Origin of the sequence: Stenotrophomonas sp. STK17_22, from assembly GCF_051983905.1 — a bacterium.
Taxonomy (GTDB): domain Bacteria; phylum Pseudomonadota; class Gammaproteobacteria; order Xanthomonadales; family Xanthomonadaceae; genus Stenotrophomonas; species Stenotrophomonas maltophilia_A.
This window is the reverse complement of sequence record NZ_CP197010.1, coordinates 2,088,910-2,114,648: the sequence shown is the minus strand read 5'-3', so window position 1 is coordinate 2,114,648 and position 25,739 is coordinate 2,088,910. Positions and strand designations below refer to the sequence as shown.

The 25,739-nt window shown below is 50.5% G+C and carries 32 protein-coding genes; 3 read left to right on the top strand and 29 right to left on the bottom strand.

Annotated features, from left to right (window positions below; genetic code table 11):
• Nucleotides 1-7: 7 nt before the first annotated feature.
• From ACSYS9_RS09905 to ACSYS9_RS09880, 6 genes are all read right to left on the bottom strand, one after another.
• The gene (locus tag ACSYS9_RS09905) at nt 8-343 is read right to left on the bottom strand and encodes a hypothetical protein (RefSeq protein WP_197631384.1); all 336 of its coding nucleotides are present in this window, start codon (nt 341-343) and stop codon (nt 8-10) included.
• Between the two features lie 61 nt (nt 344-404).
• On the bottom strand, nt 405-1,649 hold the full coding sequence (locus ACSYS9_RS09900) for a hypothetical protein (protein WP_197631383.1): 1,245 nt from the start codon (nt 1,647-1,649) through the stop codon (nt 405-407).
• 72 nt (nt 1,650-1,721) lie between these two features.
• Nucleotides 1,722-2,366: a glycine zipper 2TM domain-containing protein gene (locus tag ACSYS9_RS09895; RefSeq protein WP_182681022.1), complete on the bottom strand. Its 645-nt coding sequence runs from the start codon at nt 2,364-2,366 to the stop codon at nt 1,722-1,724.
• 101 nt (nt 2,367-2,467) lie between these two features.
• Entirely contained in the window at nt 2,468-2,920 is a 453-nt protein-coding gene (locus ACSYS9_RS09890) for a hypothetical protein (RefSeq protein ID WP_182681023.1), read from the bottom strand.
• Between the two features lie 902 nt (nt 2,921-3,822).
• Entirely contained in the window at nt 3,823-4,572 is a 750-nt protein-coding gene (locus ACSYS9_RS09885) for an ankyrin repeat domain-containing protein (protein WP_143570037.1), read from the bottom strand.
• A gap of 70 nt (nt 4,573-4,642) precedes the next feature.
• Complete coding sequence (locus ACSYS9_RS09880) at nt 4,643-5,230, bottom strand: ankyrin repeat domain-containing protein (RefSeq protein ID WP_158490958.1); 588 nt, start codon at nt 5,228-5,230, stop codon at nt 4,643-4,645.
• Between the two features lie 122 nt (nt 5,231-5,352).
• Between ACSYS9_RS09880 and ACSYS9_RS09875 the strand changes: the two genes are divergently transcribed.
• A complete protein-coding gene (locus tag ACSYS9_RS09875) occupies nt 5,353-6,372 on the top strand; it encodes an HNH endonuclease (RefSeq protein WP_141097810.1) in 1,020 nt (339 codons plus the stop codon).
• A 180-nt stretch (nt 6,373-6,552) separates the two neighbouring features.
• On the opposite strand, the gene ACSYS9_RS09870 is transcribed toward ACSYS9_RS09875, so the two are convergent.
• The 19 genes from ACSYS9_RS09870 to ACSYS9_RS09780 all read right to left on the bottom strand — a co-directional run bounded on the left by ACSYS9_RS09870 (nt 6,553) and on the right by ACSYS9_RS09780 (nt 20,737).
• The gene (locus tag ACSYS9_RS09870) at nt 6,553-6,732 is read right to left on the bottom strand and encodes a hypothetical protein (protein ID WP_141097811.1); all 180 of its coding nucleotides are present in this window, start codon (nt 6,730-6,732) and stop codon (nt 6,553-6,555) included.
• 36 nt (nt 6,733-6,768) lie between these two features.
• Nucleotides 6,769-7,212 carry a hypothetical protein gene (locus ACSYS9_RS09865; protein ID WP_088470199.1) on the bottom strand — a complete coding sequence of 148 codons (444 nt, stop codon included), beginning with the start codon at nt 7,210-7,212 and terminating at the stop codon, nt 6,769-6,771.
• 158 nt (nt 7,213-7,370) lie between these two features.
• Nucleotides 7,371-7,544, bottom strand: a complete 174-nt coding sequence (locus ACSYS9_RS09860; RefSeq protein WP_158490959.1) for a hypothetical protein — start codon at nt 7,542-7,544, stop codon at nt 7,371-7,373.
• A gap of 271 nt (nt 7,545-7,815) precedes the next feature.
• Nucleotides 7,816-8,010 (bottom strand): hypothetical protein, encoded by a 195-nt coding sequence (locus ACSYS9_RS09855; protein ID WP_088470200.1) that lies wholly within the window; start codon nt 8,008-8,010, stop codon nt 7,816-7,818.
• The gene (locus tag ACSYS9_RS09850; RefSeq protein ID WP_088470201.1) at nt 8,007-8,288 is read right to left on the bottom strand and encodes a hypothetical protein; all 282 of its coding nucleotides are present in this window, start codon (nt 8,286-8,288) and stop codon (nt 8,007-8,009) included. The genes ACSYS9_RS09855 and ACSYS9_RS09850 overlap by 4 nt, the downstream gene beginning before the upstream one ends.
• 157 nt (nt 8,289-8,445) lie before the next feature.
• Nucleotides 8,446-8,799 carry an ankyrin repeat domain-containing protein gene (locus ACSYS9_RS09845; protein WP_158490973.1) on the bottom strand — a complete coding sequence of 118 codons (354 nt, stop codon included), beginning with the start codon at nt 8,797-8,799 and terminating at the stop codon, nt 8,446-8,448.
• A gap of 32 nt (nt 8,800-8,831) precedes the next feature.
• Nucleotides 8,832-9,152, bottom strand: coding sequence for a hypothetical protein (locus ACSYS9_RS09840; protein ID WP_182681026.1), 321 nt, complete (start codon nt 9,150-9,152; stop codon nt 8,832-8,834).
• Between the two features lie 124 nt (nt 9,153-9,276).
• Nucleotides 9,277-9,717, bottom strand: a complete 441-nt coding sequence (locus ACSYS9_RS09835; RefSeq protein ID WP_088470203.1) for a hypothetical protein — start codon at nt 9,715-9,717, stop codon at nt 9,277-9,279.
• A gap of 124 nt (nt 9,718-9,841) precedes the next feature.
• On the bottom strand, nt 9,842-10,363 hold the full coding sequence (locus ACSYS9_RS09830; protein WP_197631382.1) for a hypothetical protein: 522 nt from the start codon (nt 10,361-10,363) through the stop codon (nt 9,842-9,844).
• Nucleotides 10,364-10,544: 181 nt separating this feature from the next.
• A complete protein-coding gene (locus tag ACSYS9_RS09825; protein ID WP_164146570.1) occupies nt 10,545-11,138 on the bottom strand; it encodes a hypothetical protein in 594 nt (197 codons plus the stop codon).
• A 68-nt stretch (nt 11,139-11,206) separates the two neighbouring features.
• Nucleotides 11,207-11,998, bottom strand: a complete 792-nt coding sequence (locus ACSYS9_RS09820) for a hypothetical protein (protein ID WP_440569186.1) — start codon at nt 11,996-11,998, stop codon at nt 11,207-11,209.
• Between the two features lie 69 nt (nt 11,999-12,067).
• Nucleotides 12,068-13,492, bottom strand: a complete 1,425-nt coding sequence (locus ACSYS9_RS09815) for a hypothetical protein (protein WP_440569184.1) — start codon at nt 13,490-13,492, stop codon at nt 12,068-12,070.
• Between the two features lie 156 nt (nt 13,493-13,648).
• Nucleotides 13,649-14,275, bottom strand: coding sequence for an ankyrin repeat domain-containing protein (locus tag ACSYS9_RS09810; protein WP_440569182.1), 627 nt, complete (start codon nt 14,273-14,275; stop codon nt 13,649-13,651).
• A 151-nt stretch (nt 14,276-14,426) separates the two neighbouring features.
• A complete protein-coding gene (locus ACSYS9_RS09805; protein ID WP_141097815.1) occupies nt 14,427-15,425 on the bottom strand; it encodes an ankyrin repeat domain-containing protein in 999 nt (332 codons plus the stop codon).
• Between the two features lie 118 nt (nt 15,426-15,543).
• Entirely contained in the window at nt 15,544-16,968 is a 1,425-nt protein-coding gene (locus ACSYS9_RS09800) for a hypothetical protein (protein WP_141097816.1), read from the bottom strand.
• On the bottom strand, nt 16,949-17,080 hold the full coding sequence (locus ACSYS9_RS09795) for a hypothetical protein (protein ID WP_440569401.1): 132 nt from the start codon (nt 17,078-17,080) through the stop codon (nt 16,949-16,951). Before ACSYS9_RS09795 ends, ACSYS9_RS09800 begins: the two co-directional genes overlap by 20 nt.
• Before the next feature lie 419 nt (nt 17,081-17,499).
• Entirely contained in the window at nt 17,500-18,309 is an 810-nt protein-coding gene (locus ACSYS9_RS09790) for a hypothetical protein (RefSeq protein WP_440569180.1), read from the bottom strand.
• A gap of 14 nt (nt 18,310-18,323) precedes the next feature.
• Nucleotides 18,324-19,124 (bottom strand): hypothetical protein, encoded by an 801-nt coding sequence (locus ACSYS9_RS09785; protein ID WP_440569178.1) that lies wholly within the window; start codon nt 19,122-19,124, stop codon nt 18,324-18,326.
• 32 nt (nt 19,125-19,156) lie between these two features.
• Nucleotides 19,157-20,737: an LA2681 family HEPN domain-containing protein gene (locus tag ACSYS9_RS09780; RefSeq protein WP_242883738.1), complete on the bottom strand. Its 1,581-nt coding sequence runs from the start codon at nt 20,735-20,737 to the stop codon at nt 19,157-19,159.
• Between the two features lie 58 nt (nt 20,738-20,795).
• Between ACSYS9_RS09780 and ACSYS9_RS09775 the strand changes: the two genes are divergently transcribed.
• Nucleotides 20,796-21,170, top strand: coding sequence for an OB-fold protein (locus ACSYS9_RS09775; protein ID WP_197631375.1), 375 nt, complete (start codon nt 20,796-20,798; stop codon nt 21,168-21,170).
• Nucleotides 21,171-21,328: 158 nt separating this feature from the next.
• Nucleotides 21,329-21,673 carry a hypothetical protein gene (locus ACSYS9_RS09770; protein WP_088470216.1) on the top strand — a complete coding sequence of 115 codons (345 nt, stop codon included), beginning with the start codon at nt 21,329-21,331 and terminating at the stop codon, nt 21,671-21,673.
• 53 nt (nt 21,674-21,726) lie between these two features.
• Here ACSYS9_RS09770 and ACSYS9_RS09765 read toward each other — a convergent pair whose 3' ends face one another.
• The 4 genes from ACSYS9_RS09765 to ACSYS9_RS09750 all read right to left on the bottom strand — a co-directional run bounded on the left by ACSYS9_RS09765 (nt 21,727) and on the right by ACSYS9_RS09750 (nt 25,712).
• Entirely contained in the window at nt 21,727-22,260 is a 534-nt protein-coding gene (locus tag ACSYS9_RS09765; RefSeq protein WP_440569175.1) for a hypothetical protein, read from the bottom strand.
• A 23-nt stretch (nt 22,261-22,283) separates the two neighbouring features.
• Nucleotides 22,284-23,426 carry a hypothetical protein gene (locus ACSYS9_RS09760; RefSeq protein WP_440569173.1) on the bottom strand — a complete coding sequence of 381 codons (1,143 nt, stop codon included), beginning with the start codon at nt 23,424-23,426 and terminating at the stop codon, nt 22,284-22,286.
• Nucleotides 23,427-23,496: 70 nt separating this feature from the next.
• Nucleotides 23,497-24,759, bottom strand: coding sequence for a Y-family DNA polymerase (locus ACSYS9_RS09755; RefSeq protein ID WP_088470219.1), 1,263 nt, complete (start codon nt 24,757-24,759; stop codon nt 23,497-23,499).
• Nucleotides 24,759-25,712 carry a hypothetical protein gene (locus ACSYS9_RS09750; RefSeq protein ID WP_440569171.1) on the bottom strand — a complete coding sequence of 318 codons (954 nt, stop codon included), beginning with the start codon at nt 25,710-25,712 and terminating at the stop codon, nt 24,759-24,761. Before ACSYS9_RS09750 ends, ACSYS9_RS09755 begins: the two co-directional genes overlap by 1 nt.
• Nucleotides 25,713-25,739 lie beyond the last annotated feature (27 nt).

The following is a 25,739-nucleotide window of genomic DNA, read 5'->3' as shown; positions in this document are numbered from 1 at the left end:
CACCCCCTTATACTTTAATGATGAACCAAAACACCAACCCCAAAAGACAAATAATGGAAAGTGATGTCATAAACACGCCTCGCGACACACGCGGAGCCTCTTCGTCGCGGATCTGAGCCAAAAGCAAACTGTTATCCCGCCAATTGCTTTCCGACTCAGAAATATCCGCTGTACTGCCTCGATCACCCACGTTGTAATAATATTCCCGCTCTAAGTGTGGGTTCATCTTGGGATACTTGTGCAACGGCGTGCGAATAAGACGCCGCCCGTAGAAATTGTAAATCTTACTGCCCAGCGACAGGCCGAACTTTGTTTTGTATTGATCGTATATTTTGTTGAGCATTTTGACTCCTTATATATATGCCTTGTTTAATCAAACACAGAAGCTAACATTGTCAATAGTTTTAAAATTGTTTTGCCCATTCGTCCAAATCATCGCTGGCTTTGTCCTGCCAGTTCTGAGAGCGCGCATTGCGCGGCTCAACTTTGGGCGCAGGTTTTGTTTGGGCAGGTCGTGGATGTGGCGCGGGTTGTGCAACAGACGCAACCGGTTTGGGCGTTTCAATTTTCGGCTCGACCTTCGCTTCAACCTTTGGTGTTGCTTGAGGTTCAACACTCACATCTTTTGGTTCAACAGCAATTGGTTGTTGTTCAACTTTCGGCTCTTCAACGACGGTTGGCTCTTGAACCTTTTGTTGCGCACGCTCGGCATCAACAACCGACTTTTCGCGGAACACAATCGACACGCCAGCCACTTCATCAAAGACGATGCTTTTGGGAACCGTGTTGCTTGCGTTTCCATAATTGACCGATGCCCTGACAAATCCATTCCCGGCATCAATCAATATGCGCGGATTGGTCTGATTGGGTTCGTACTCCCCCGATGGCTCAATGTTGTATTCCTCGCGGACATCACCCACAGGGTTGATAAACACCACCTCACCATTTTTGGAAATCACAAGAGACTTCTCACCATCGACCCAGGTCTTTCCAAAGATCGCCGTCACGCGCTCATCCAAGATCGCACCGCGTTTGGTTTTGAATTCCACGATGGGCTTTTCTTCTTGAACCTCTTCGACCGCAACTGTTGTGGTGTCGTCGCTGGGCCAATACAGATAGCCTCCAACCACACCAGCAACGATCAACAATGCCGCGCCGACCAACACAATGGGTTTGCGTGAAGGGTGTTTCTTTTCATCGTCTTGCTGCAGCTCAGGTTGTTCAACCCGATCATCGCTAAAGAATGACTCATCCATTTCGGGCGCACGGGCAATTGCAATGGACACATTTGCTGGGGCTGAGTGTGTAAGGTCGTAACCCACCCTTTTATCTGCAACAATTTCTGCTTGTGCGACAACAGGCTCTTCAACGATGTTCGGCGCGCTGGCCTCATCGTGTTTTTTCTGTTGTTGTTTTTCTTTGACTTCGGAAGCTTTCTTGGCGGCTGCTGTCGCGCCACTTTTCAATCCACCCCACAAACCACTTCCGATTTTTTTTGCACCATCTTTGACCTTCTGCGCGGCCTCGACTGTCTTATCAACCGCCCGATCCAAATCCTTGCTGTTGCAGTCGTCAACAAGATCCTCGTCGTCAACCATCTGCATCTCTAATGCGCGCGGATCAATTTTTTTATTTTTATCGTCTGACATATTCACTCCTTATTGATTGCTCAACGTGCTGGGGATACTGGGCGTCATTGCGACGCCCAGTATCGTTTTGGATTACTGACGCGCCAATTCCGGCAACGGGGTGATGACGAACTTGCTGTCCCCTTGTCCGCAACTGACCTTCACCGCGTGTTGAACACCCGCGCCGTTGAATGCGCCACGCTTGCCCAACTCGGCCAACGGCAACTCACAGCCTTGGCGTCCGCTGAACTCAAAGGTCAGTTGGTTTTTGGAGCGCACGCTGATTGCGGCCACCTTGTCGAACACCGCCGATGTTTTCGCCGACATCGGGGACAAGTCGCTGGGGTTGTATGCAATCACCATTGCGCCCAACTCTTTGGTGGGTTTGCCGCGCTCATCCACACCGTCCCGCGCATCGACGGTTGCGGTCAAGCCTGCGGCTTGCGCCTGGGCTTGTGCCTCTTGGAACTCTTTGAGTTGTTTTGCTTTGCTCCACTTCTTGCCAAAGAAGTTTCCGCCCGCGCAACCCAATGCTCCACCGCCCACCGCTCCAACCGCTTGATCGTCTTTGAAGACCTTCGCGCCCACCACACCGCCCAACAATCCGCCGACAACACAGCCGATCTTTCCGGCCTTCTCTGTGCGCCGTTGGTCCTCTTGCTGGGTTTGTGCGTGTGCAGTCATTCCGCCTGTTGCCAACGCCACTGCCACCGCTGCTGCCAATACAATGTTTTTCATAAATCATTCTCCTTGTTGTGAATTCAAATAGTTTTGTACCTGGGGAGGTTGTTGGTCATCGTTCGTGAGGCTCCCCTGTACACCACGACCGATTTTTTTAATTACGATTTGTCACCGCTGGGGAATGACACTTGCGATCCACCCGATGAATGACTGCTTCTGCTGCTTGACGATGACGGTGAGCCGATATGCAGCGCGCCCGACTCAAGCCCCCTATTGAGAACGGTTGTCATTCCTGAAATGTGTTGCTGTGCGATCTTGATGTGATGCTCGGACATGGCGTCAGCGACCTGCTCGGCTTTCTCAATAAAGGATTTTTGATCGGCCAATAGGTTGAGCCGGAGATTTGCCAGTTCTTTGCGCAGGTCGTTTTGGGTGCGCAGTAAATCCTGTTTTGCTTGCTCAATGGCGTCCACTGTTTCCACTTGACTGAGCTTTACTTCGATGGCGTTGCGGATCCAATCGACAAATGTCATACCGCAACCGGCCATTTGACGTTCAATACGTTCGTTCTGCCGCTCTGTAATTTTGATGTGCTTGCTAATTTTTTTCATTTTTCCTCCTTTTTGTTTCCTTTACTCAAACAAAAAATTGGATAAAGTCAAGCTCATTGCCGAAACTCAAGCAAATCAATGGTTTTTGGGTATTTTATTAAGGCAAATAAATACACATGCGTGTACATCTGAAAAGCCTTGCTGCTGTAGGCTTTTCGTGTGCTTTTAATCGTTTCTATGTACACCGCGTTACAACACCGAAGGTGCGACATGTGCATACGTTCTGTTCAGTCCCAAACCGACGGCTGTAGACTTTCGGCCCCCGCGTGGTTTTGATTTTTCTTTTCGCTTTTTTGTTTTTTGCTCTGGCTTTTCGCTTCTGACTTGCTCCGGACGTCCCGCTGTTGCTCTTTGCGGGCGCTCGGGCTTTTTTGTTTTTTGCTTTGCCCACTGGCGCGCTCCACCGCCAGTCAGTGCCCCGTCCTGGCCGTCTCGTGCTGTTCTTCTGGATGTTTGCAGTGCCACACCACGGCTTGGGCCTGCAGCTCGTCTTGACCGCTGTCAAGTCGTTCGTGTGTCAGCCGTCTGTACCTGTTGGCTGGGCACCCCCTGCCCTCGCCTGCGGCTCTTGGCTGCACGTCTGGTTGCTTGCGAGACACCTGTGCGCCGTCTGTTCGGACGGCCTGCACACGTCGTCTGGTCCGCTCTGTGGGTTCGTGCGTGCAGCCGTCTGGTGATACCGTTTGGTTCTCGCACAACAATCAAGCGTCTGGTCCGGTCAACGCGCGCAGCGTCAGGTTCTCAAACCAAACACCTTTTGTTCGTCCAGCCGTTCTGGTTATACATACGTTGTCCTGCCTCAAGTACCCTGGAACACTTCATCGTCAGGTGTTGAGAATTCAACGGGCATAAAAAAGGCCGTCCATTGGACGGCCTATCGTGCAACCAAAAATTGTTAGTTGTCAGATCCCACCTTCACCACGCTTGATGCGGTCCGGTGAATTCTCAGATAACGCAAGCAACTCCGCGTTTAGCACTGCTCGTTGAATAATCGATTTAATGCCCGATCTGTTTGCAACATCACCGGGGGTTTTCCCCTTGGCATTTAATGCAGAGGGATTGGCACCAGCATGAAGCAGAACCCCAATTACTTCCTCACCATTTGCCCCATATGCTGCCATATGTAAAACAGTGTCACCATCATTGTTGACTGCATTAACGTCAGCCCCAAGGGCGATTAGGGACGCCACTGGATTAACTTCATTAGCGCACCACTCACTTGCGCTAATGAAGTGATGCATTAGAAGCGTTTCGCCGTCTTTGTTTCTTGCATTGACATCCGCACCCGCATGAACAAGCAATTTAATAGCATCAGTTTCGACATCACCCCAAAGATGGAAGATTGGCGTAAGACCAGAATGATCCATTGCGTTAATGTTTGCGCCAGCTTCAAGTAGAGCCTTAACTGTTTCCACTGTCCGTGCCGACACCAAGGGTGTCCTCCCTTCGTGATCAATGCAATTCACATCAGCACCACGGCGAGCAAGTTCTCTTATTAGATACGGCTTATCATAGCTCACTGCGTAATGCATCAATTTCATCCCAAGCACACGACCATCAGCGTTAAGATTATCGACTTCGCCGCGATCAATACTTGTCAAAAGTTCGTCAAACCTATTTTCAACCATAAGTTGAAAAGCATTTACTTTCAAAGGACACCTCCACCGTCCAGTTCCATCCCAGTCTATCAAAAAACCCGCCGAAGCGGGTTTCGTTTTTCTATTACATTCGCCGCCGCATTCGCACCGGTTCTGCGTCCAGGCTTGCTGTGACTTCACTCATGATTTTTGCATTGGTCTGAGTGTTCAACGCCTCGGTCAAACGGTCCCGTAGGGAAAAATCGTCTGCGAGTTCCGCTGGCACTTGTCCATCTTTAGTACGCGCTGTTGCGTCGGCTCCTGCTTGTAGAATTTTCTCAGTCACTTGCGGCAAGCTGTACGCCGCTGCGACATGCAAGGCGTTGTACCCCTCGTGGTCTGTGGCGTTGACATCCGCACCCATTTTCAAAAGCTCGTTTACGCACCCGAACGAATTCTTGACGATGGCTAAGTGCAACGGTCGAACACCATGTTTTTCGTTCTCAATATTGATGTCCGCGCCCGCATTGATAAGCTCACTCAGGACAAACGCTTGCCCTTTGTACGCAGCAATATGCATCATTGAGTTGCCTTGTTCGTTGAGCGCATTAAGATTGACAATACCATCAAGCGCCAACCGAAACTCATCCGCCGACTTTTCGTCACCGTTATTCTTTTCAAGATTTCCAGCCGCTTTCGCAAGCCGCTGGTAGTTCTCATCATTGAAATTCATATTTTTTTCTCCTGTGTGGGTGGATATATACATAGCAACACACGCGCTTAATTTGTCAAGGCCAATATTTGACAATACAGCAAATTGTGATTGAGTAAGACATGCATCAACAGGGGAACAACATGAATATTAAAGATGAGATGCTCTCGATCATTCTTACGCTCAACAAACGCAAACGGCACAGCGTCCCAAAATACGCGCGTCCCACAATATTGGGTTTGTTTGGCGGGGTGTGCGCGTACTGCGGGGATGTGATCAATGCGGAAAAGAAAAACGCGTGGGGCGTTACCCACGCCATACCTGTGGCATTGGGTGGGGAGGTTTCCATGGACAACTGGATCCCCTCGTGCATACCGTGCATCCAAAAATTTGGGAACTCCGATTGCCTTTCGGCGTTGACAACGAACGCCACAACCATGGATCCCACGTGGAAAAGTAAGTTGGAGCGTATACGTGATAAGGGGTTGCTTAGAAGCCGCAACCATCTCACTCATTTATCCCCAAGAACCGACATGGCGCATGTCCAAAAAGCTATTGCGGCGCGATGGACCCAGGAGCGCTGCACGGTGTTTGTTACGGTGTTGCCAACGCATGTCGTGTTGGCGTTGACCGCACGCAGTGGCTCACCCCAACGTGTGGGTGAGATGTCATCGCTTCTTGTGTTTGGATTTAAGGCTCAACGGATGGATGTCACAGGTCCATACACCGCTACGGCCACCAAAGCTGGGTTGAACCTGTTTGTTGTCCCCCGCGCGCGGCTCATCGATGTCACCATGGCGTTGACGGAGGAAAACTGCTGGTTAAGAGAGGTCCGTGTTTCCATTACGCCCAACCATGAAGACCGGTCAGTGTGGCGTTCGTTCTGGTTTCGCTCGTACGTGACACTCAAATCAAACTGGACGCGTCGTGTGTACGGAGAAGTGCAAGCGCCCTGGTACGTTCGCAATTCGTTGTCGATGACGCCCGGTGCGGTACGCAGGCGGCGGCACTACCTGAAAAAGAAAGCCAGTGCGCTGGAAGGATTGCAATACGACTCATACGTTATTGATTTGCGCGTGGCCGCAGGACAACCGGTGGAGAATTGGGATGATCGGGTGAAACGTTTGGAACACGAACTGAATTTGCAACTCAAACTGTCGTAACACACCAAAAGAAAAAGGACCGATCATTCGGCCCTTTTTTATATGTGCAACATGATGTTATCTCTCAGACAGCCAGACCCAGGGCAAACGCAACCAGCGCAAGACAGAGGATGGAGGCGGCGTGCAACTGGACTTGTGTTTGACGTTCAAAGCGCTTTAAGCGTTGCTGTGAAGATGTCTTCATTTTGCTCGCTCCTGAATGGATACGGGCGTTTCATAGGTCATGGGATCGTTTTCTTCAACACAGAAGACATAGAAGACTCCGTAGATGTTGAAAGCGATGGCTGCGTACAACGCTGCGCGCAAAGTGTAGTAGGTTAATGCGCTTTGTCCGTATTTTTTTTCATAGCGTAATTTCATAGCGGTTCCTTTTTAAGTTTTTAATGTTGGGATCAATCAGTTGATAGAAGCGGTGTACTTGTCGTACGTGGTCATGTCGATGGATTTGACATACTCCTGAACATAGGGTGGAAGACAACCTTTGAACAATTGGAAGATCGTTGTTCCAGTGTAGTCATCGCGTTGGCCGGTGCGGCGGTTGATGCTGCGGTTCATCAGTGTGGTGACGGATGCATACCCGTCGCGCACCAGCACTTCAATAATTGTGTTGTACACACCAGCCAGTTGATCGTCGTTTGTCAGCAGAGCTTTGCGGTACAAGCAGCAGGCCAAGTGGATGGGAGTGGCGTCGCAGGTGGTGGCTCTGCTGTTGGTCAGCGCGGTCAATTGTGCGGCGTCCACGCGTCCATCTTTTTCGCGGAAGTTGGTTAAGACGATAGAACGAACGGCTTTTAAGTTGGCGGTTTCGACGGCGTGGAAAAGTTGGGTTGATAAGTTCATGCAATGCTCCGTGAATGGATTGGTGATTAGCGGCGTTTGGATTTGTCTCTCAATTTTTTGATCAAGCGAATTTCACGTTTGATTTTTCTGCTATCACGTTTGATTTTATTACTGAAAACTTTGCTTGTGTTGCTCATAAGAAGTCCTGAATGGTGTGGTTAGCGGGCCTTGCTTGCGGCAATAGCGGCGTCGGCTTTGTCGTACATGCTGCTCGATGACGACACCGAGTTGAACAACCCGCCAATCAAAGTGCAGACCAACCAACCGACAAGGACGACACCGATTGCAACGGCTGTGAATTTTAAGGTGGTGGCGTTGATGATTTGTTCCATTGTTATTCCCCTTTTGAATTGAATTGTGAATTAGATTGCACAGATGCGGTTTAAAATATTGCAGATCGTGATGTGCATGACGGCTGCGGTGGTAAGTGTGGCGATAATCATTTTGAAACCCCTTTCTCTTTGTATGTATTGATCATACGAAATATAATTAACATGTCAATAGATTTAATTGACATTTTTTATCAAAAGTGTTAGTTATCTCACATTATTTGAAATTAAATCTCAGAATGAAAAAAAGAGCCAATTAAGGCTCTTTAATATTTCAATGAAACACCACTTCTGACTCAAGTTCCATTAAGAGAATTGGAATACAGACGCCAAATGATGAAAGCACCGGTAAAAAAATTTCCATGGAGATGGGCGCGTAAGGTATACACAAGTTGACGATCAATAAAATGATAGACATTGCCAGGGCAACACATGCCACGCCCATGAGATAGATGAGTATTTTCTTCATGCAGCCTCCGTCATTTCGGGCATAGCGTTGAGTCTTTTGGCGGTTTCAAGAATGTCAGCCAAGTCATGGGTTGCGACTTCCGATGCGTCCACCCAATGGAATGTCAGGTAATACTCGGCGGACAGATCCCCTTCCCATCCGCGTAAGAAATCTGAGTCACTGTTGGATTTGGCGCGGATGATGGCTTCGCGCACCACTCCTTCGCGAGTCCACAGTTGCGCGCTGTCTGTCAATTCGACAAATCCGTTTTCTTGCAATTGAGATAAGATGGATTTCATACAACCCCCGTTTTTTGATTGAGATACCTTCACTCAAACACGGATCACAACATTGTCAATAGCATTGATTGATATTATTTACAGCATATAAGCGCTTTGAATTGGGGATAAAATCCCAATAAAAAAAGCCCGCCGAAGCGGGCTTACTCTTGTGCTGTTACATCTTTCTGGTGCGTTGCTTTTCTGGTGGTTGATCGCAAACTGCGCTGAGTATGCGCAACCGTTGGACCTCACCGTCGATCAACTCGATCAAATCGGGCCGTGCGGTGTGTAGCGCGATGTCCTGGCACGACATTCCATAATGGGTGCGCAGACGTGTATTGGCCCCCAATTCCAACAGCAAGCGGATTATGTCTTTTGTGGCCGATGGGTTGGTCTTTAACGACGTGCTGCACCACAAAGCGAAGTGAAGTGGTGTTTCGCCGCGCAGATTGCAAACGTTGACATCCCAACCATTCGCCACAAGATTTTTAATGGCGTTGTGATCATGGCGGATGATGGCGTTGTGCAAGTCGGTACACCCGAATGCATCGTACGACGGAGTTACCATTTGATTGACTCCGAGGACCAGTGATCGCGGCTCAGCGCGTACAGTTCGTAGATGCTTGGGTTTTCGTAAAACGCTGCTTCCTCCATTTCCGTAGACAACAAGCGTTCTTCAAGCTGTTCCCAGGCATCAATGGCTGCAACCCGGCTGCATTCATCCGCCATGATCTTGTAAGGTTGATCAGCCCATCCCTCACCGTTCCATACGAATGCATCAAAGACGTGGTAACCCGCTAGCGTCTGACACCATTCAAAGCGGACGGAAGCATTGTCTTCGTTGCAAATGAGGTTTGTGTGGTTGATGTAAAAAATATTCATGTTGCCCCCGAAGTATGTGTGTGATGTATTCACACAATCATGGAAGGCAATATTGTCAAGCTCTATTTTTGGAGAAAGAAAAAGCCCGCCGAAGCGGGCTTAACCAATGCGTTTGCAGCAGGACTTACAGATCGCCGTAGGTGGGCTTACCCTCAGCGGTGAGTTTTGCGCCCGCTTCGCTGGCTTCAAAGTTCCTGAGGACTTCGGGCTTGGGACCCTTGCCACCGTAATAGAACGGCGTCTTCTTACCGTCGTGCAGGAAGCGGTTGTTGGCGCGCTGTTCCTTGGGAACGGTGTTGCGCGGCTTGGAGCCAGCAGCCTTACCACCCTTCTTCACCGGCCCAAAGAAGTTGGCGACCTGGGCCTTCTGCCCATCGGTGAGATAAGCGGAGATGTTGGACAGGGTGTTCAACACTTCTTCAAGAGCGTCGCCAGCAGAGGCGCGGCGCGCGTCCTGGATGCGCTGACGATCCGCAGCCTGCTTTTCTTCCAGTGCCGCGAGGTCTTTGGCGAGCTTCTTTTCCAGCTCATCAGCTTCTTTCCAGGTAAAGGTCTTCTCGTTCATTTGGTGATCTTTTGTCTATTGGGCCGCAATTGGCAACCGGATCATATCTCATCAAATTTCCATTGCCAAGCTATTCCCCGACCTTTTTGCTGAAAAAAAAGCCACCCGAAGGTGGCCATTTCAGTCATTTCTTCTTAAGCCCAGGTGGGCGTCTGCGCCGTGTTGAGTTTGGCAGAGACCAACTGTTAACAACCTCATCGACGCGATGGTAAGCGGCATTCTGGCGTTCGTTGTCCTGTTCAATACGCGCCTTTTCATCTTGGCGCTCGGTGTCGAAGCTTGCAAGGAACTGTTCCGCGCGTGCGGGGTCATTCCAGTTTGCAATCACTGCTTTCATCGCACTCATGATGCTTGAGCGGTCCAAAATGACATCCGTTGCAAGATCGCGTGTGACTTCACAGCGATGCTCCAAACTCCGCACTTTCCTTTGAAGTTCTTCCACTTCACGCGCCAGGTCATTGGCCCGCTGGATGGCGTCCAGCTCTAAGTTTAAACGCCGATGCTTCCGCCGTTCCTCAATCCGATCCTGCCGAATGCTTCGGTCCTCTTGTTGCCCCTGGGCAAACTGGATGTTGTTGTTGATCAAGTCACTGGTGGATTGATCCGCATCTTGATAGATACGTCCTAAAGTTTTGAGCAAGTCCATATTTCCTCCTATTTCATAGATCCATTCACAAAACCAGAAGTTGGAACATTGTCAAGCCCATACCGTGTCATCTAGCTCCTATTCTTCGCTGGAGTCAAGCTCAATTGCAGCGGAATGGGGTTCCAATCCGCTCTGTCGCGCGTCAAACGAAAATTTGATGGCTCCCAGGTCTTGAAATGCATCACGTGAGCGGTGACAGCACCACGTTGGTCAGGTCATAGCCTGAGTCCTTTGCAATCCCGGTGAGGACCAGCACCAAGTCCGCCTTGCGTTGCTCTTCGCGCTTTTTGTGGATCACCTGCTCCAACTCGGCAATGGACAGGTCGTTGATGTTCACCAATGCGACTGTGGGCAGTTCGTCACCGATCCCAAGAGCCTCAACGATGGACTGTAGGGCGTTGGGTTTGACACCTGGGCGGTCGAAGCCATCGTGGTAGTACCCTGCTTCCCCAGCCTCTGCAGCTTCAAGCAAAACGGTGTTGGGGATGCGAATGGCGGGGCGGTTGGGGTCAATAAACGAGCGCTTGTTGATCCACGTGGCCGGTCCTGTCTTCCAACGGGTTTTCAGTGACAGCCGTGTTTCCATACTGGTGACCACCGCCCACACTCCTTCACTGTCGTTGACTCCCAGGCACAGCAGTGGGTGGATAACGCGAAGCTTGGTGTCCACGTTGTTGCGGTGAAGCGCATCAACGCAGGCGTACACAATTATTCCGGGTTTTAATTCGTCTCTTTTGAGCATAGATATTCCTCGGTGGATGAAAAATTCATCCAAGCAGAATTTCAAGGCAAGTCAAGAAAAAGCCCGCTTTCGCGGGCGTATTCTTTTCGATTATGGAAATACTACATCCGCCGTTTGGCAACGCTACGAACCTCGTTCTCTTCCACGACGGATTGAGTGAGTTTCGACTTTAACAAAAAAGCCTCAATCAAAAGTCGTCGCTCCACCACCGCGTCAATTTCTGAATCCCACCCCATTTCCTTCATTCTCTTTTCTTCAGCCAGCAGGTAATCGATAGGTGTTTGACCCTCGTTGTCCAAAGGGTTGCAATCAACACCAGCCATCAACAACGCCTCCATTTTTTCAATGCGCGTTACGGCCTTTCCTTTACTGGGACCGTGAAAATACAGGCCATCCACCAAAAGATGAAGCGCAGCCCTACCGTTTGCATCTCGGGCGTTCAAGTCGAAACCATAGGTGATCATGCGCTCAACACTTCCATGCGACACATTGGATGCTATAAAACATGAGTCAATGGACTGATTGAAGCTATAACCGGCTTTGTTCAGAATTGTTGGATCCGCCCCGACCTCAATGAGTTGCTCAATCGCATAAATATTCAACGCCAGGTGAAGCGCTGTATCACCTGCGTCATCTTGCATGTTGATGTTGATCCCACCCAAGACGAGCTTATCGATGCTCCCCGAATTGACGCACTCCAAAACATGATGCGCCTGGAAATATTCAGACCGCTCGGCGATAAAAAAATCCAATGCTATGCCTCCAAGTTTGCACGCGTGACGTATATCATCATCGATCACTTCCTCCACACCCGCGCTCGTTGCATAATTGTAGTAATTAAAACCACTCATGCTGTGTAAACCCTTCATTGCAACCCCCGTTTTGATTGACATACATTCAATCAAACACAGTTGGCAATATTGTCAAGCATAAAAAAGCCCGCCGAAGCGGGCTTATCTCTTTTACATTTTACGTCGCATTTTTTGCACGGGCGCTTCCTCACCCACTTCCGCCAGGATTACGTCACGCTGTTGACGGTTTAAGGCATCTTGGACTGCATCTTTTCTGGACTTGTACACGTCTTCCATACCGGAACCTTTTCCAAGTGACATGTACTGCCGTTGTGCTTCGTCACTCATCACAGCGCCACGATCAATCAGCGCAACAATCCGATCAGCGTCGGGGATTTCCATCTTCATATAAGACGCCAAGTCAGCAGTTGGATTCTCTGAATGTTCAATCAAATAGTCTAACGCTCTTTTTTTAGATCCATATAAAAGAAGATTCTTCACTCCATCAAAGTGCTTCACAACCTCATCCATGGGCCGTTGGCCTTCACCTTCGTCAACCGCCCCGAAGCTCCGCAAGACCTCAAACGTCTCAAATTTTCCGTTCAAAAGCGAAGCCAACACCAAGCTTTGCCCCTCGTCATTGAGTGCGCGGGGATCGTGGCCCATCAAAAGCATTTCGGTGACCGCTTGGGGGTTTGTCATTGCATGCATGTGATGGGCTTCAAAGATGTCGGGATGCTCAGTGACCAGCCTCAATTCAAGCGGCGCAAGTTGTTTGACGTTCTCGGACGCTATGTGATGCCTCTGCCACGCTTCTTCTTGTTGCTCCGGTGGACTATGGAAATAAACGTGATACGCTTTGACGCCTTCATCTTTGATGCCATACAGAACGTCCCCCAAAAGGTGTTCCGTGGGAATTCCACCCCTGTCTAATGCACGGTTGATTTTATCAACCGAATGGCACAATTCGATCACGGACAGTTCGTCGTAGTTGTCTGTGTCATTAAGGCTTTCCACACGACATTGCGCATTGGGATCCCCGCCCGCCTGCAACAATTTTTCGAATGTCCAGCCGCTCACCTTGTCCTCAAACGCGGCCAAACCACAGATGGGTCCGGTGTAGCGTATATTTTTCTCAGGGTATTCCCAGGTGATTTCATCGTTGGGATCGTGCTTGAGTTCGGAAAAATACCGCTCGACGTTGCCGGTTGTCAGCAAATCATAGATTTCTGCATCACTGTATTTGCGATTGATCCAGTGTGCGTGCGCTTCCACTGCGTTGCGCAGCACCTCTTGCTTCTCTGCGCTGGCATCCTCAAACGCATGGAACGTGATTGCATCAGGATATTCATCATACTCTTCCAACTCTTTGAACAATTGGAACTCAAAGCTGTCAAGCTCTGCCCCGCTGTCGATAATTGCTTGAAGCTTGGCGCTGTCAACCTTATCCGAGAATATCGCGTATTGAAGCGCGCCGCCCTCGAAAGTTAGCCCTGAACCCACATCTGCAACAACAGCGTCCCTGTCATTAACATTATGATGTTTAAAGTGCTCCACCAATTCATCGACTGTCGCCGTTTCGATGAATTCAGCCATCTCGCGTGCCGAAATTTGTGTTCGCATGATGCACCCCCGTTTATGTGATTAAGATGCCTCCAATCAAACAGAAAACCATGTTTTGTCAATGATGATTTGACGTTGAAGGCAACATAAAAAAGCCCGCTTCGGCGGGCTTTACATTTCAACATCTGGTTACATGCGGCGCGTTACCGATTGGCGGTTTCGGGGTTCGTCTTCAATGGCCTGCTGTAAAACACTTCGCTGCTCCAACGCCCGTTGTTCTGCTCCCAAATCCAGGTTCATGCTCCCAACAGCTTGGTTGTAATCCTGACCACTGAACATGCGATCCTGAACGCGGCAAGCATTCAAGTCATCGGCAGTCCAACCATCATTATTTTTTATTGACGGGTCTGCACCATTTTCGAGCAGCAACTTCTGACACTCCCCACAGTCCGTGTTGTGCAATGGCGTTGAACCAAACTCGCCTTGATGATTGACATTCGCACCAGCGTCGATCAATAAACGGACCACCTCAATATCATTGATACGCGCGGCTGCGTTCAGTGGCGTATCACATCCGTCGCCATGCCAATCTTTGTCCTTGATATTGACATCCGCCCCGGACGCAATGAGTTCGTGGATGACGTTGTGAGCCTCATGATACACCGCAGCTGACAATAAAGACTCGCCATCTGAGTTGAGCCAATTTAGCTCAAGGCCATCTCCAATCATTTTCTGAACATACTCCACATCATCGTTCCGGAGAGCTAAATCAAGTTTGTGTTCAAACATATTGAATTCAGAACCACTGTTGCCCATAGAACCCCCTTAATATAATTGATTGAGATGCACTCAATAAAACATGAACTGCAACATTGTCAACATCGAAACGCCAGTAAAAAATCTAAAGCGCTTTTGAATGGGGATAAAATCCCAATAAAAAAATCCCGCCGAAGCGGGCTTATCTCTTTTACATTTTTCGTCGCATATCAAGTTGTTGTTGTGATTCACCCAGTTCTTCCACAAGTTTTCGTTTTGTGGCTGCGCTTTCCAACAAAAGTTTAGCTTCATGCCGATCTTCACCCCTGGAATCCACTTGGTAAGGAAGCTTGTCATCTGCGTCCCGAACAGTGGGATCGGCCCCAGCGTCCAACAGATTTCTAATACGCTCCAAATTGTTACCTTCGTACATCATCTTGTGCAGCGCGGTATCTCCAAAGTGATCTGGCGCGCTCAGGTTAACACCGAGATCTCTCATGATTTGAGCGCCATTGGCCGAGGAATTTTTCGCAATAAATTCCGCACGGCATTGATCCAAGAACGTTTCACCATCGTTGTTCGGAATACGAACCGAAGCTCCCGAATCAACAAGCCGCTTCACATTGTGAATGTCACGCACATAACTTAGTGGCGTGTCACCGTTCTCATCCTGAACATTAAAGTCGTAACCCGCAAGAGCCAGTTCATCAATGATTGCTGCACTTGCATCGTTGTTCTTTAAGTGGAAGAAGTGCCTTGGCTCTATCAAGTCGAAATATTTTTCTGCGATAAAAGCGCCATCCGCTCCTTCTTGGAATAAAGAGAGGATATGCGACTCTTTTGCGCTGGCTCCACTTTTGACCAACAGTTCAATGCGATCTGTGCCGTTAGCAAGATCTACCAATTCCTTGCCGTCACCCTTTAAAAACCCGTCACCGTAGTAATCAGACTTACGAACTGGCGCGTTGACATCCGCACCCAATTCAATCAAATCCCTCATCACATCAAGAGCGTTATCACGATCAAAATTGTTGATACTCTTTGATGCAACGTAAGCAAGTGGAGTCAGTAGAGTTTGACTCGCACCACCACTCACATAGAACGTCTCATTCACATCATGAGTTTGAAAATACTCTTTAATTTCCTCGCGATCCAACGGCGCGTCCCACTCACTGGTTTTGAGCAATTCATGTATTCTCATGTCAGTCATGCATCACCCCTTATATAGCCTTAAGACATCATCAATTAAGCAGAAGATTGAACCTTGTCAATACAAGAAAAAGGCCACCGTGCGGCGGCCTTAATGATGCTGGAGATCTCGTTCCTTATTAGCTTCTAAGAAATCGACTGACGCTATCCTTGCCCACAAAGAAAATTTGATCGATAGATGGGATGCACAGATCATCACCAGAACAGATGTGACCTACCCCATCATCACAACTTAGAATGATGGCAGTTTTTGTACCGGCAACAACGCGGCCACTGGGGGCAACAGACCAGTCCCGCTCTCCGCTCAGCCGCATTGCATAGCGCACGCGGATATAGGCGTTTATGGTGTCCAGTTGTGCGCCTTGAAATCGAATTTTTGCGACCGACAACGCCAGTTCCAGGGCTTGTGGAAGCTGCTCATTGGCTATTCCATCGATCACCGCCAAGTTGTTTGCAACAACATCAAGTTGTTCGTGACCAATATTATTGATCAGATCCAGTAGGCTTGGAAAATCTTGACGTTTTCTAGTCGCCTGCTCGCCTTCATGAGTGATTTCTTGAACACTACGCGTGCGTGCGTCAATATAATGGATCGACAGGGGAACGTAGTCCAAATCGAACGCCAGACGGTCATCTTCCTCCATTGGCTCGTCTCCAAAGAAGACGACATGATTGTTCACAGCAAACGAATGGATGATGCCTTCTGGCGAAATAGATGCCTTCACATTTGAGAATGGATTTGACTCATCCAATTCTCGACCATTTTGCTTGTAAAGCAAATCCCGTCCGGCACAGATGGCTGCAATAGCACAGCGGCGAAGATCGTTTGGATCTATGTCAACGTGACGGCTTTGATAGATACCCTTTACAACAGCCCCCAGCATTGGGTCGGTTGAATCTTTAAAAATTGATCCAGCCTGGGCGCGCGCCTCTGTCATTGTGTTCGGACGCTTGTATGAATCCCCACTGGCCTTCATTCGCTCCATAAAAGACACGACGTGATTACCATCATCTTCGTCTTCCAAACCTTGCAGCAGCCTCTTGAACTCTGAAAGCTTGGAGATTAGTTCTTCTGGCGTTGATGGCACATCATCGGAAACGGAGGATGTGCCGCCATACTCTGCATTCCATTTTGCGCGGTATTCCTTGTACGTCTCGTACAGGCAAACAGACAGATCTTCGTAAGCAATGACTGCGTACTTCCCATTCTCTGGCACATCAATTTCAATTTCCGCCAATTCAGAGTGACGCATTGTGAAGGCCACAATGTTTCCATGGCGCGGGTCAACCATTCCTATAATTCCAGCATCCTGATTGAGTACCGGCTGCATATCCCCGGAATTCGCCCACGCCGATAAGATATTTCTGGATTGGTGAATAAGCCACACATAACGCTCAACCAAATTGTCGCGCGAAAGCACGTCATCTTGAGTCAACTCACCCGAATTGATCATGCGTGATGCAGACTGCATCTCTCGCTGCGCAACACCATCATCGCGCTCAAATATTTTCTTAAATTTATCACTAAGATTGGCAATACTCACTAATAACCCCTTTGTAACGCGACAGATGCTCCTGCCGCATGGTCCATTTGGTGACGCTGTAAGGTGCAACGGTTGCGGATCCAAAGCCAATCCATCCGCGTCCGAACTCCATGTTTGCCTTTTCTACAACCTGCATTGCAGGGACTTTTGGTACATGCCGGTTCAACTCTTGCGTACCCTCTGATACGTCGCGTGTCACGTCACCGCATGTCCGTTCGCGGCCCAGTTTGACAGTTGTTAATTATAACGGGCAGCGTACAATTCAATCCGCACTCACAACCACACAAGGAAATGACCGTGCGACCATAACTTTACAAGGAAAAATAATTATGGACCTATACTCAACTCTAATTCTCATCTCAGCAATGGCAATTTACGGACCCGTTGAAAATCTCAAAATCATACTTAAGATAGTCAAAGAAATCGGAAAAATCATTGGTTGATTGGAAAACTATCGGCACTGGCAAGCAGCCCAATGGACGCATTGGACTGTTGCTCTCATGACCTACAAATCAGCTCGACAGCCCAAAGTTAAAGTGCTGGATCCGCCTCATTCCGCGTCACGGCGAGAACTTCACCCGTCCGTCCATCCACAATGCCGACGGCAATCAGGTCACCCAGCACCACCGATTTCTCAATGGCGAAGCTCCCAGGGCTGTCCATCGTAGCGGCATGAACATCGGTTCCTTGAGCCAGATATGGGCTTCGCAGCCTGTACTGGAACACCAACATTGCGTGTGGCTTCACGTCTCGCGCCTGGTTCGGATCCATGAGCATGGACATTGCCTTTGACCCATACGCGCTTTTGAAGCGGTGGTACGGAAGCTTTCGGTGAAATGCGTCCATCTGCTCGCTGGTGAAGCCTACGGATGCTGCTTTTCCAGTGGCATGTAACCCATCCACGCTGACACCCAAAGCATTGGTCATCACTCGGTCGGAAATCACGCTGTCCCATTCATCGGAGACAACATCCCTCACAGTGATCCGCCCACGAGCCGTACGGAAAATGCGGGTGCCGGATGCTGCTTCCACATTGGCCCACAGCGTTTGCGAGTCTGCGTCGTAGTCAAAGAGGGCACCATCGCCTTTGGGGGAGACGCACAACTGCCCATCTTTCCCAGCAACATCAAGCGAAACGAAGAACTCGCGTAGCTGTGAGTCGTGCCGCTCCGTGGATGTGAATTCATCCTTGGTGGGCGTGTGAGCGAGCAGTTCTACAAGCTCACGGGTTGGATGTGCTCCAACAGTAGATCCAACGATCAAATTGCACGGTTGTGATAGGGGAAGCGGTGCAGCGTGTGCGCTGCCGACAGCTAATGCAACAAGAGCAAGCCATTTCATCGGGAAAAATCCTTTTATTGATCCAACCAGCCAGGGCGTCGGTAGAAGCGTCCTCGCTCCAATAACTTATCCAGCCTTGTCACCCTCTTACTTGCCGCCAATCGTGGGGCTCTTTTCTTGAACTCGGCGAACGCGTTCTTTGCGGCGTCCAAGTCCCCCTGCCCCATGTACCATTCGACAATAGATGTAATGAAGTAATCATTGACCGGCTGTGATGCATCCATTGCCTTGAGAACTTCACCAAACCGGCCAGTCTCGCCACGATAGGGATCAAGTTCGTACTGCAATTGTTGAGCGGTCAGCGCCGCCTGAAATATTTCTGACGCTGGCTTCTTGCTATCAACAAATGCATAAAAGGGTCGGATTGCTCTTTTCTTGTCGTTCTCTTCTTTGAGTGCATCGTAGTCCATGCCCCTGTAGAAGCTCGATTGATTGAGCAATCTCGTGTTGTACATCTCTAGCATCTGCTCAAAAATGCTGTGGATGTGTGCTTCTGACAGGCCCACTGCCAGGACGACCACACGGTACTCGCCGCCCAACCGCTCGCGAACGAACCATTCCCAAGCAATGCCACCGTTCTTCTGCCACGCGTAGGGGCCACGACCGTAACCGGCGTAAAACGGCACGCCCTCTGCATCCACGTGCAGCCAGGCGTAGTGCTTGTGGTAATGCGGCAACATCATCCATTGAGTCTGCGAGACGCACGCCTCTTGGGTGTACGACGCAAGCAAAGGCACTTCAACACTGATCTTGCTCACACCAGATGCCTTGGCTTGAGCAATCAGTTCTTCAATATCAACGATCTTGAACGTCACCGCGAAATCTCCCTTTTCATGTGCCGCCGCTTCTACCCTTTAAGTCTGTCCGGAATGTGGTTCACCCCGAACGACATAGACTGAGCTTTATCTTCTTCGGCGCGCTGAACTTCGGCTCGATGCATTGCAAGGCATAGGTACATGATTGCAGAACGTGCCATCGTCAAAACTCGCAGGGCTTTGCTTTGGAACTCGTCAAATGTCATCTGTTCCGACAGTCGGTCGTGGTGCATCGATGTTTCGTCGCACTCGGACTTGGACCAAACAATTTTGAAGAACCGATGCTCCAAAGCATTTCGCACGACGTGAAGTTCTTGAGCGTCCGGCGATGCGTATTGCCTTGTGCCCTCATTGAAGATGTCTTCGGACAGGCTGTACAACGCGTGCAGCCATATATTTTGACTGCCTTCAAACTCTGGTCGAATGACTGACTCAGTATTCTTCTTGGGTTCTGTCCGCCACAGTCGTGCGAAGTCAGCCGATTTTCGTTTAGCATCAATCTCCCAGCGGTCACGCACAAAATACGCCACCTTATCCAACAGCGAGTAGGCCGCACGATAAGCGGTTTTTACCTGCTCAATGGCGATGCTGTAGCGCGCACTGTCGGCGTTGGAAGACAACAATACTTCACGGTCGGCTATATGCGTCTTCTGGTCATCCAGCCCAACGAACAAGCACCATCTGGCATAGATGTATTCCTGTTTGAGTTGGTTGAACGCAGCAAGATACGAGATCCCCACCCCATCGGCTCGATGTGTTGGCAGCGAAAGCGAGTCTGTGGCGGCAACTGGCTGGATGTACGCATCATTCATGGGGTTGAGGAAAAGCCTGTTGTCCAGACACCAACGTCGATACCGCTTCTCCTGGGCGCTCTTCCCCAGTGAGAAATTGTCCATCCATGTACAATCCGGTTTGCGCTCAATACCGTACTGATCCAAGCCTAGCTCTACGGCACCCAGCATGCGCCTAAAACGGTCAGCAGCTTCAACGAATGTGGCCCCATGAACGCCAATGGCAACGGCTTTGCGCAGTTGCTCACGCCCTTCAATGTTGATCCACTTCCGATCACCTTCGTCGTACAGATTGCGCGCGTAAAAGAACAGTGCACCAGCCATATTGCCTTGGGCCATCGCAAGCATGGGATCAAGAGCTAGCGCTTTGCGCCAGTGTTCCAATGCGTCATGAATTCGCCCCGTCTTGTTGAATGCGTTGCCCAGGTTGGAATGAACCTGCGCGCGGAATTCAACGGGATGCAGAGGAAAGCCAGCATGTGCAATAGCCGACCGCAATTCATAGATCTGTGCGGTGTTGTCCGGCTGGATCCACGACAGTGCGTTCTCATCCGTATGACGGTGGATGTACAACCATCCCAAAGCATTGGCGTGGAAGTAATGCAGCATGCACCCATGCCGCTTGTCTTCCAGTTCCCCACACCTGCCAATCAGCTCAATGCATTTTTGCATCAACTCAAAGTCGTTCGTGACATCGGCCGCGTCGATCAGCGCGCCGAGTTGATCCATAAACCGGGCGGTGATCTTTCCTGCTGCTGCACGGAACGATATTTGCTCAGCCAGGGCGAACATCTGTTCGCGTGTCAAATGTATGGCGGTCAATGCGCTCTCCGAACGCGTGCGTGTAGCATGAGGGCCTTACCGTCCATTACACACCGTCATGAGCCTAATTTCGACCGTTTTGATTTTGGCTGCAGCTGCTCATGCCCAGCCTCCGCTTGCTCTGGACTCAACGGTCTTGCTGGCGGCCTACACCCGTGACGCCGCTGCTGCCGACAGGCACTACATGGGTCAACGGCTGCGGGTCACTGGCGTGGTTGCCGAGGAGCCCGCGCTGTACCGGCGCTCGCCTCTTCTGAGCTTTGAAGGCACGGGGATCCACGACCGGCCCGTAGCTGTGCTGGACCCGGCGCGCAAGGATGAGTTGGCCGGTTTGCGCAGTGGGCAGTCAGTGACGCTCGATTGCCTGGGCAACGGACACGTCTCCGGCACGCCGATGCTGAAAAATTGCGTGAGGGTGCCAAAACACCCCTAACCACTGCCGCTTGTGTTGTGGATGGTTCGTCAACCGAAATCTTGGTGGTTGGCGTGGCGTCAGCGACCCACAACTGCCGGTTACGCTGACTTCCAACGGCTTGTGCCCGTCATTTTTTTGGCCTATACCTACGTTACCCCTTCCACAAGGAGACAACGATGGCTAAGAAGAAAGTGGTGCCCAAGAAGTTCCATGACATTGACGAACGTTTCATGCATTCCATGGCGCGGATTGCAAAAGATCATGAGGACGGTGCAAGCCTTACGAATATCGCCATGACTTGCAACAGCAAGGCGAATGGCATTGACATTGATATTGATGAGGCGTTCTTGAAAAAGGTGCTGGCATTGCGTGAGTGCAATCGCACCCACACCATGTACACAATTCGCGACCAAAAGAACACGCAACGCATCATCAAGGAAGTCAAGTCGGAACCGGCAGAGGAACTGCCGATCTACTCGGAAGACGAACTGGACTGCATCACAGTAATCTTTGATGAGTGACGCCCAGCCATCTTTCTACGCCCGCGCAAGCGGGCATTTTTATGTCCGATGAACTACCTTGCTCTTAGCTTCGCAAAAGCAATCAATGCTGTCTCCGTGTCATGCAATCTTCTGCGGTACTGGCTGCGCACTTGGGCAATTTGCTGCGGCGTGATGTCGGCGGTGGCCTTTTCAATTTTCAAATTGATCTGAGCCATTTTCCGTTCAAACTCGTCCGCGCCCATCCGCCCATTGATGACTTCAAGATAGACCTTTGACCGCTCATCAAATATCGCGCGAAGTTCCTCGCTGTGCGTTGCCAGCCCCGCCAACATGACATTGGACGTGCCAGCCACTTTCAACACCCATTGCATGTCGCTTTTGCTTTTGACGGCGGGGATCAACTTCGTTTCAACATGAGTTGACATGCCCAGGCCCAGCGACACTAGGACGATTTGCTGATCAAGCGAAGGCAACTCCTTCACCCACGCGGAGTTCACCGGCCAGTTCTCAGAATCTTCGGGCGGAATGTCGGACGCCATGGCTCCCTGCGTTAGCGCGAACATCAAAAATACAAGAACCACAAAATTGCGGTGAAAGGTACTCACGGATAATTCCTTTTAGACATTCATCAATTTGGCTTGGAACAGCCCCGCTGGACCCAGGTGATAATACGTGCATCACAGAGTTCATCCTCCTGCCCTTCAACCATCGTCATACCAGACGGCGGCGAACTCCACATGCGCTTGAGAACATATGTTGGATCAACGCCCATCTCTGACGTGTAGTTGAAGATTGCCTGATATATCGGATGTCCCACCGGCACAGCCGTCCCGTTTTCATCTGCGACTTGATGAAAGCCCAAGTCCCCGTATGGCGACCAATTGACTCGCTCCACGCCCCCCATAAAGACTAATGGGCACGCGGAATAGCAGTTGTTCCACAATGATGTCTCCAATCCCTTGCTGCGGATGTACCGTCCGGCTGCAATTGCTTCGAGCACATATCCACCTCCGCTCCCCAAAGCGACTTGCTCAACCTTTGGATTGGCTTCAACTGCGTCAGATACTTTTTGTGCAAAGCCTTTTTCGATATCCCCCAGCACTTGCAGCACTCTGCCCTCAGCTCTAATCACGTAGAACGACGACTGTCCTACTTGCTCGATTGATGCATCTCTAGGGATGCCAAATCGACCCACACAGTCCAAGTTCCATTCAATTACGCGCTCATGGTGAGCCTGCCCAATGATGCCGCTCGCCACACTGTTAAAGTTGCTCAACGAGACAGCCATAACGCGCAGGTCTTGGGCGTTCTCAGTCGTGGCGGTGACGTAATCTGGATCGTACGTCATCACGGTTCCAGCAATATATTTATCCTGCTTTAGCAGCCGCCCAAGTACGTAACAAGAATGCTCGGGGATATGGTACTCGTTGTAGTACGTCCCTACATGGTTGTAGTCGTTGATTGCGTTTGCGGCCGCCCACAACTTATCTTGCAGCGCCTTCTTGTCTTTCATCTGACGGTAAAGATCCTGGACCACTTCGGACACATCGGTAACGTCAGCGGAAGCTGCCGCCTCGGGCGCAGGCTCTTCCGCTGGCTGCACTTCTACAACAGGAGCAGGGTCTGTCACGGCAGGCGGTGAGATGGGAGAGGCCGGAGGTGGCACCGACTGATCGCAAGCACCCAAAATTGAAATGCTGACAAGCGCGAAGATCTGTTTAATTTTATTGGCACACAAGCCAATTGATCCGATACCGAATATCCATTTCATTAAAACCCCCTTGTTGAAACCCACCACTGCGTTTGTGAGCCGACCATCCAAAGCCACGCATGGTGCAGCCCTATCTGGCAACCAGTATCTCATCCCAGCGGGTCGTAAAGGAACGCGACAGATGCTCCTGCCGCATGACCCATTTTGGGGCACCGCCTGGACCCGTACTGGACGACGCAAACGACACACTGCCGCGCCCGAACTTGTGGTTGGCCGCGTCCAAAGCCTTCATCAGCGCCTCGGATTTCGGGTTGCGCACCGGGGCAAACAGATCCGCCTGTTGCACATGATCGGCGCTCAGATCCACCAACCCCACCCCAGCCTTCTTCCACGCAACATGGGGGCGGTACATCGCAGCGGTTGCCGTCTGCGCCGCCTCCAAAATGATACGGGTGTCGGCGGTTGGTGCCACCAGTCGAACGGTTCGCGATGGGTGGTATTGCTGGGTGTTCCCGAACGGGTTGGTGTGAAAGAACACCCACACTCCGTGCGCTGTGAGGTGGCGGGCGCGCAACTTCTCGGCGGCACGCTGAGCGAAGGTGGCCACCGCTTGTGCCAGGTCGTCGTGTGTGTGGATTTCGCTGCCGAATGAGCGGGACACCATGATCTGCTGGCGCTCGGGTTCTTCCTCCTGCAGCTCGGCGCAGCGCACCCCATTGAGTTCGGTTTGCGTGCGCACCAGCACCACTCCGTAGCGGTCCTGGATGCCTCGTGGATCTGCGGACACCAAATGGGCGGCTGTGGAGATGCCTTCGGCCATCAGGCGCGCGGCAAACTTACGCCCCACGCCCCACACGTCGCCAATGGGGAAGTTGCCCAGGTCGGGTCGTCGCACGTTCCACACGCCCTGCTCGGTCCCCTTGGCGATCTTGTTGCCCATCTTCGCTAGGGTCTTCGTGGGGCCGATCCCAACGCAACAGGGCACGCCCACCCACTTCAAAATACGTGCGCGGGCCTCCATGGCAATCTTGCGCCGATCCTGCGCACGGATCCCGTCAAAGGACACGAAGCTCTCATCAATGGAGTAGACCTCCACGTCGGGAAACAGATCGCGCAGGATCGTTGCAATGCGCGCGGAGATGTCTCCGTACAGCGCAAAATTGGCGCTTCGGACATGCAGTTGCTTGCGGATGTGCGAGGGAATTTGGTGGATTGGTTGCCCCATTCCAATGCCAAGTGCTTTGGCTTCGTTGGAGCGGGCAATGGCGCATCCATCGTTGTTGGACATCACAACAACCGGAACCCCACGCAACTTGGGGTCAAAGATGCGCTCAACGGAACAGTAGAAGTTGTTCCCATCCACCAAGCCGATCAATGGTTGCGCAACAGACATCACATCCTTCTTCTTGGCTTAGGGGTGTCATCTTGCGTCAGCCCTGCTTCCGCAAGCGCCTGGGCGATATTGGCGGCTTCTCGCTCGGCATTCCGACGTTCACCCTCACGCATTTCATCAATTATTGACTTAAACACCGGCATGAACTTTGGACGAATGGTTTGCATATGTTTAATGGACAGATAGTTATTCGGATCCTCTATGCGAAGACCCCAAGCTAGCAAATCAGAAATTACGCCAGCCTTAAAATGTTCGCAATGTATGGCGCACCACAAAAATGGCCAAATCTCAACCGGCTCGCAGACTGAAAAATCATATCCCTTGTTGCGCATTATTTTTGACAACCTGTGCAGTCCACTCAAGCCCCCCCCTTCTGCTCTGTCTTTGCCCGCCAGCAACATCAGCATCCCATCAAAGTTCAAAGAGAGCCGATGCTGAATGATTGCGCGCAGAAGATCCTCCATGCGCGGATGGCAGTCGATATGTTGAGACAGATCAAAAAGAAGTAGCTCACTGTAGCAATGAACACCTAAAACACCCTGCTCCACCAATTCAATTGACGTTTCAACGTCAAGGTTGCCAACCGTGTTGACAAAAAACTTTTCATGTATGCGCGAGAAATCTGCAATATATTTTGCAGCGACCCTTAAAAGATCCGAACGGGAAACTGATGTTTTTTCCGTAAAGCTAACAGCACAATTAAACACGCGTGCCGCTTCGTAGCGATAGATTGACAAGTAGTCATCTGCTTTCGCCAAATCCCCCTCCACCACAAGATTAGCAACATCCTGATGATAGCCCAATAGGACCAAAGAACTTCTTATTTCGTCAGCACCACTATCACGCACACAATCTTCTACGGCAGCAACCTCTTCAACTGCCACAGGCAATGCAACGACCGGCTCAACGGCTACCCGCGCAAATATCCCCTTAAGTTTTTGAAAAAAACCCATGACACCTCCGTTATTTGCCTTCAATAG

Excerpts from the sequence above, each read along its gene's own strand:
- ACSYS9_RS09835 (WP_088470203.1), bottom strand. The coding sequence starts at position 9,717 with ATGAACGAGAAGACCTTTACCTGGAAAGAAGCTGATGAGCTGGAAAAG.
- ACSYS9_RS09875 (WP_141097810.1), top strand. The coding sequence starts at position 5,353 with ATGAATATTAAAGATGAGATGCTCTCGATCATTCTTACGCTCAACAAA.
- ACSYS9_RS09760 (WP_440569173.1), bottom strand. The coding sequence starts at position 23,426 with ATGAAATGGATATTCGGTATCGGATCAATTGGCTTGTGTGCCAATAAA.
- ACSYS9_RS09770 (WP_088470216.1), top strand. The coding sequence starts at position 21,329 with ATGGCTAAGAAGAAAGTGGTGCCCAAGAAGTTCCATGACATTGACGAA.
- ACSYS9_RS09775 (WP_197631375.1), top strand. The coding sequence starts at position 20,796 with ATGAGCCTAATTTCGACCGTTTTGATTTTGGCTGCAGCTGCTCATGCC.
- ACSYS9_RS09820 (WP_440569186.1), bottom strand. The coding sequence starts at position 11,998 with ATGTCAATCAAAACGGGGGTTGCAATGAAGGGTTTACACAGCATGAGT.
- ACSYS9_RS09795 (WP_440569401.1), bottom strand. The coding sequence starts at position 17,080 with ATGGAGTTCGGACGCGGATGGATTGGCTTTGGATCCGCAACCGTTGCA.
- ACSYS9_RS09900 (WP_197631383.1), bottom strand. The coding sequence starts at position 1,649 with ATGTCAGACGATAAAAATAAAAAAATTGATCCGCGCGCATTAGAGATG.
- ACSYS9_RS09840 (WP_182681026.1), bottom strand. The coding sequence starts at position 9,152 with ATGAATATTTTTTACATCAACCACACAAACCTCATTTGCAACGAAGAC.
- ACSYS9_RS09850 (WP_088470201.1), bottom strand. The coding sequence starts at position 8,288 with ATGAAATCCATCTTATCTCAATTGCAAGAAAACGGATTTGTCGAATTG.
- ACSYS9_RS09815 (WP_440569184.1), bottom strand. The coding sequence starts at position 13,492 with ATGGCTGAATTCATCGAAACGGCGACAGTCGATGAATTGGTGGAGCAC.
- ACSYS9_RS09790 (WP_440569180.1), bottom strand. The coding sequence starts at position 18,309 with ATGAAATGGCTTGCTCTTGTTGCATTAGCTGTCGGCAGCGCACACGCT.
- ACSYS9_RS09755 (WP_088470219.1), bottom strand. The coding sequence starts at position 24,759 with ATGTCTGTTGCGCAACCATTGATCGGCTTGGTGGATGGGAACAACTTC.
- ACSYS9_RS09855 (WP_088470200.1), bottom strand. The coding sequence starts at position 8,010 with ATGAAGAAAATACTCATCTATCTCATGGGCGTGGCATGTGTTGCCCTG.
- ACSYS9_RS09870 (WP_141097811.1), bottom strand. The coding sequence starts at position 6,732 with ATGAAATTACGCTATGAAAAAAAATACGGACAAAGCGCATTAACCTAC.
- ACSYS9_RS09860 (WP_158490959.1), bottom strand. The coding sequence starts at position 7,544 with ATGGAACAAATCATCAACGCCACCACCTTAAAATTCACAGCCGTTGCA.
- ACSYS9_RS09905 (WP_197631384.1), bottom strand. The coding sequence starts at position 343 with ATGCTCAACAAAATATACGATCAATACAAAACAAAGTTCGGCCTGTCG.
- ACSYS9_RS09865 (WP_088470199.1), bottom strand. The coding sequence starts at position 7,212 with ATGAACTTATCAACCCAACTTTTCCACGCCGTCGAAACCGCCAACTTA.
- ACSYS9_RS09810 (WP_440569182.1), bottom strand. The coding sequence starts at position 14,275 with ATGGGCAACAGTGGTTCTGAATTCAATATGTTTGAACACAAACTTGAT.
- ACSYS9_RS09750 (WP_440569171.1), bottom strand. The coding sequence starts at position 25,712 with ATGGGTTTTTTTCAAAAACTTAAGGGGATATTTGCGCGGGTAGCCGTT.
- ACSYS9_RS09880 (WP_158490958.1), bottom strand. The coding sequence starts at position 5,230 with ATGAATTTCAATGATGAGAACTACCAGCGGCTTGCGAAAGCGGCTGGA.
- ACSYS9_RS09895 (WP_182681022.1), bottom strand. The coding sequence starts at position 2,366 with ATGAAAAACATTGTATTGGCAGCAGCGGTGGCAGTGGCGTTGGCAACA.
- ACSYS9_RS09890 (WP_182681023.1), bottom strand. The coding sequence starts at position 2,920 with ATGAAAAAAATTAGCAAGCACATCAAAATTACAGAGCGGCAGAACGAA.
- ACSYS9_RS09805 (WP_141097815.1), bottom strand. The coding sequence starts at position 15,425 with ATGACTGACATGAGAATACATGAATTGCTCAAAACCAGTGAGTGGGAC.
- ACSYS9_RS09830 (WP_197631382.1), bottom strand. The coding sequence starts at position 10,363 with ATGGACTTGCTCAAAACTTTAGGACGTATCTATCAAGATGCGGATCAA.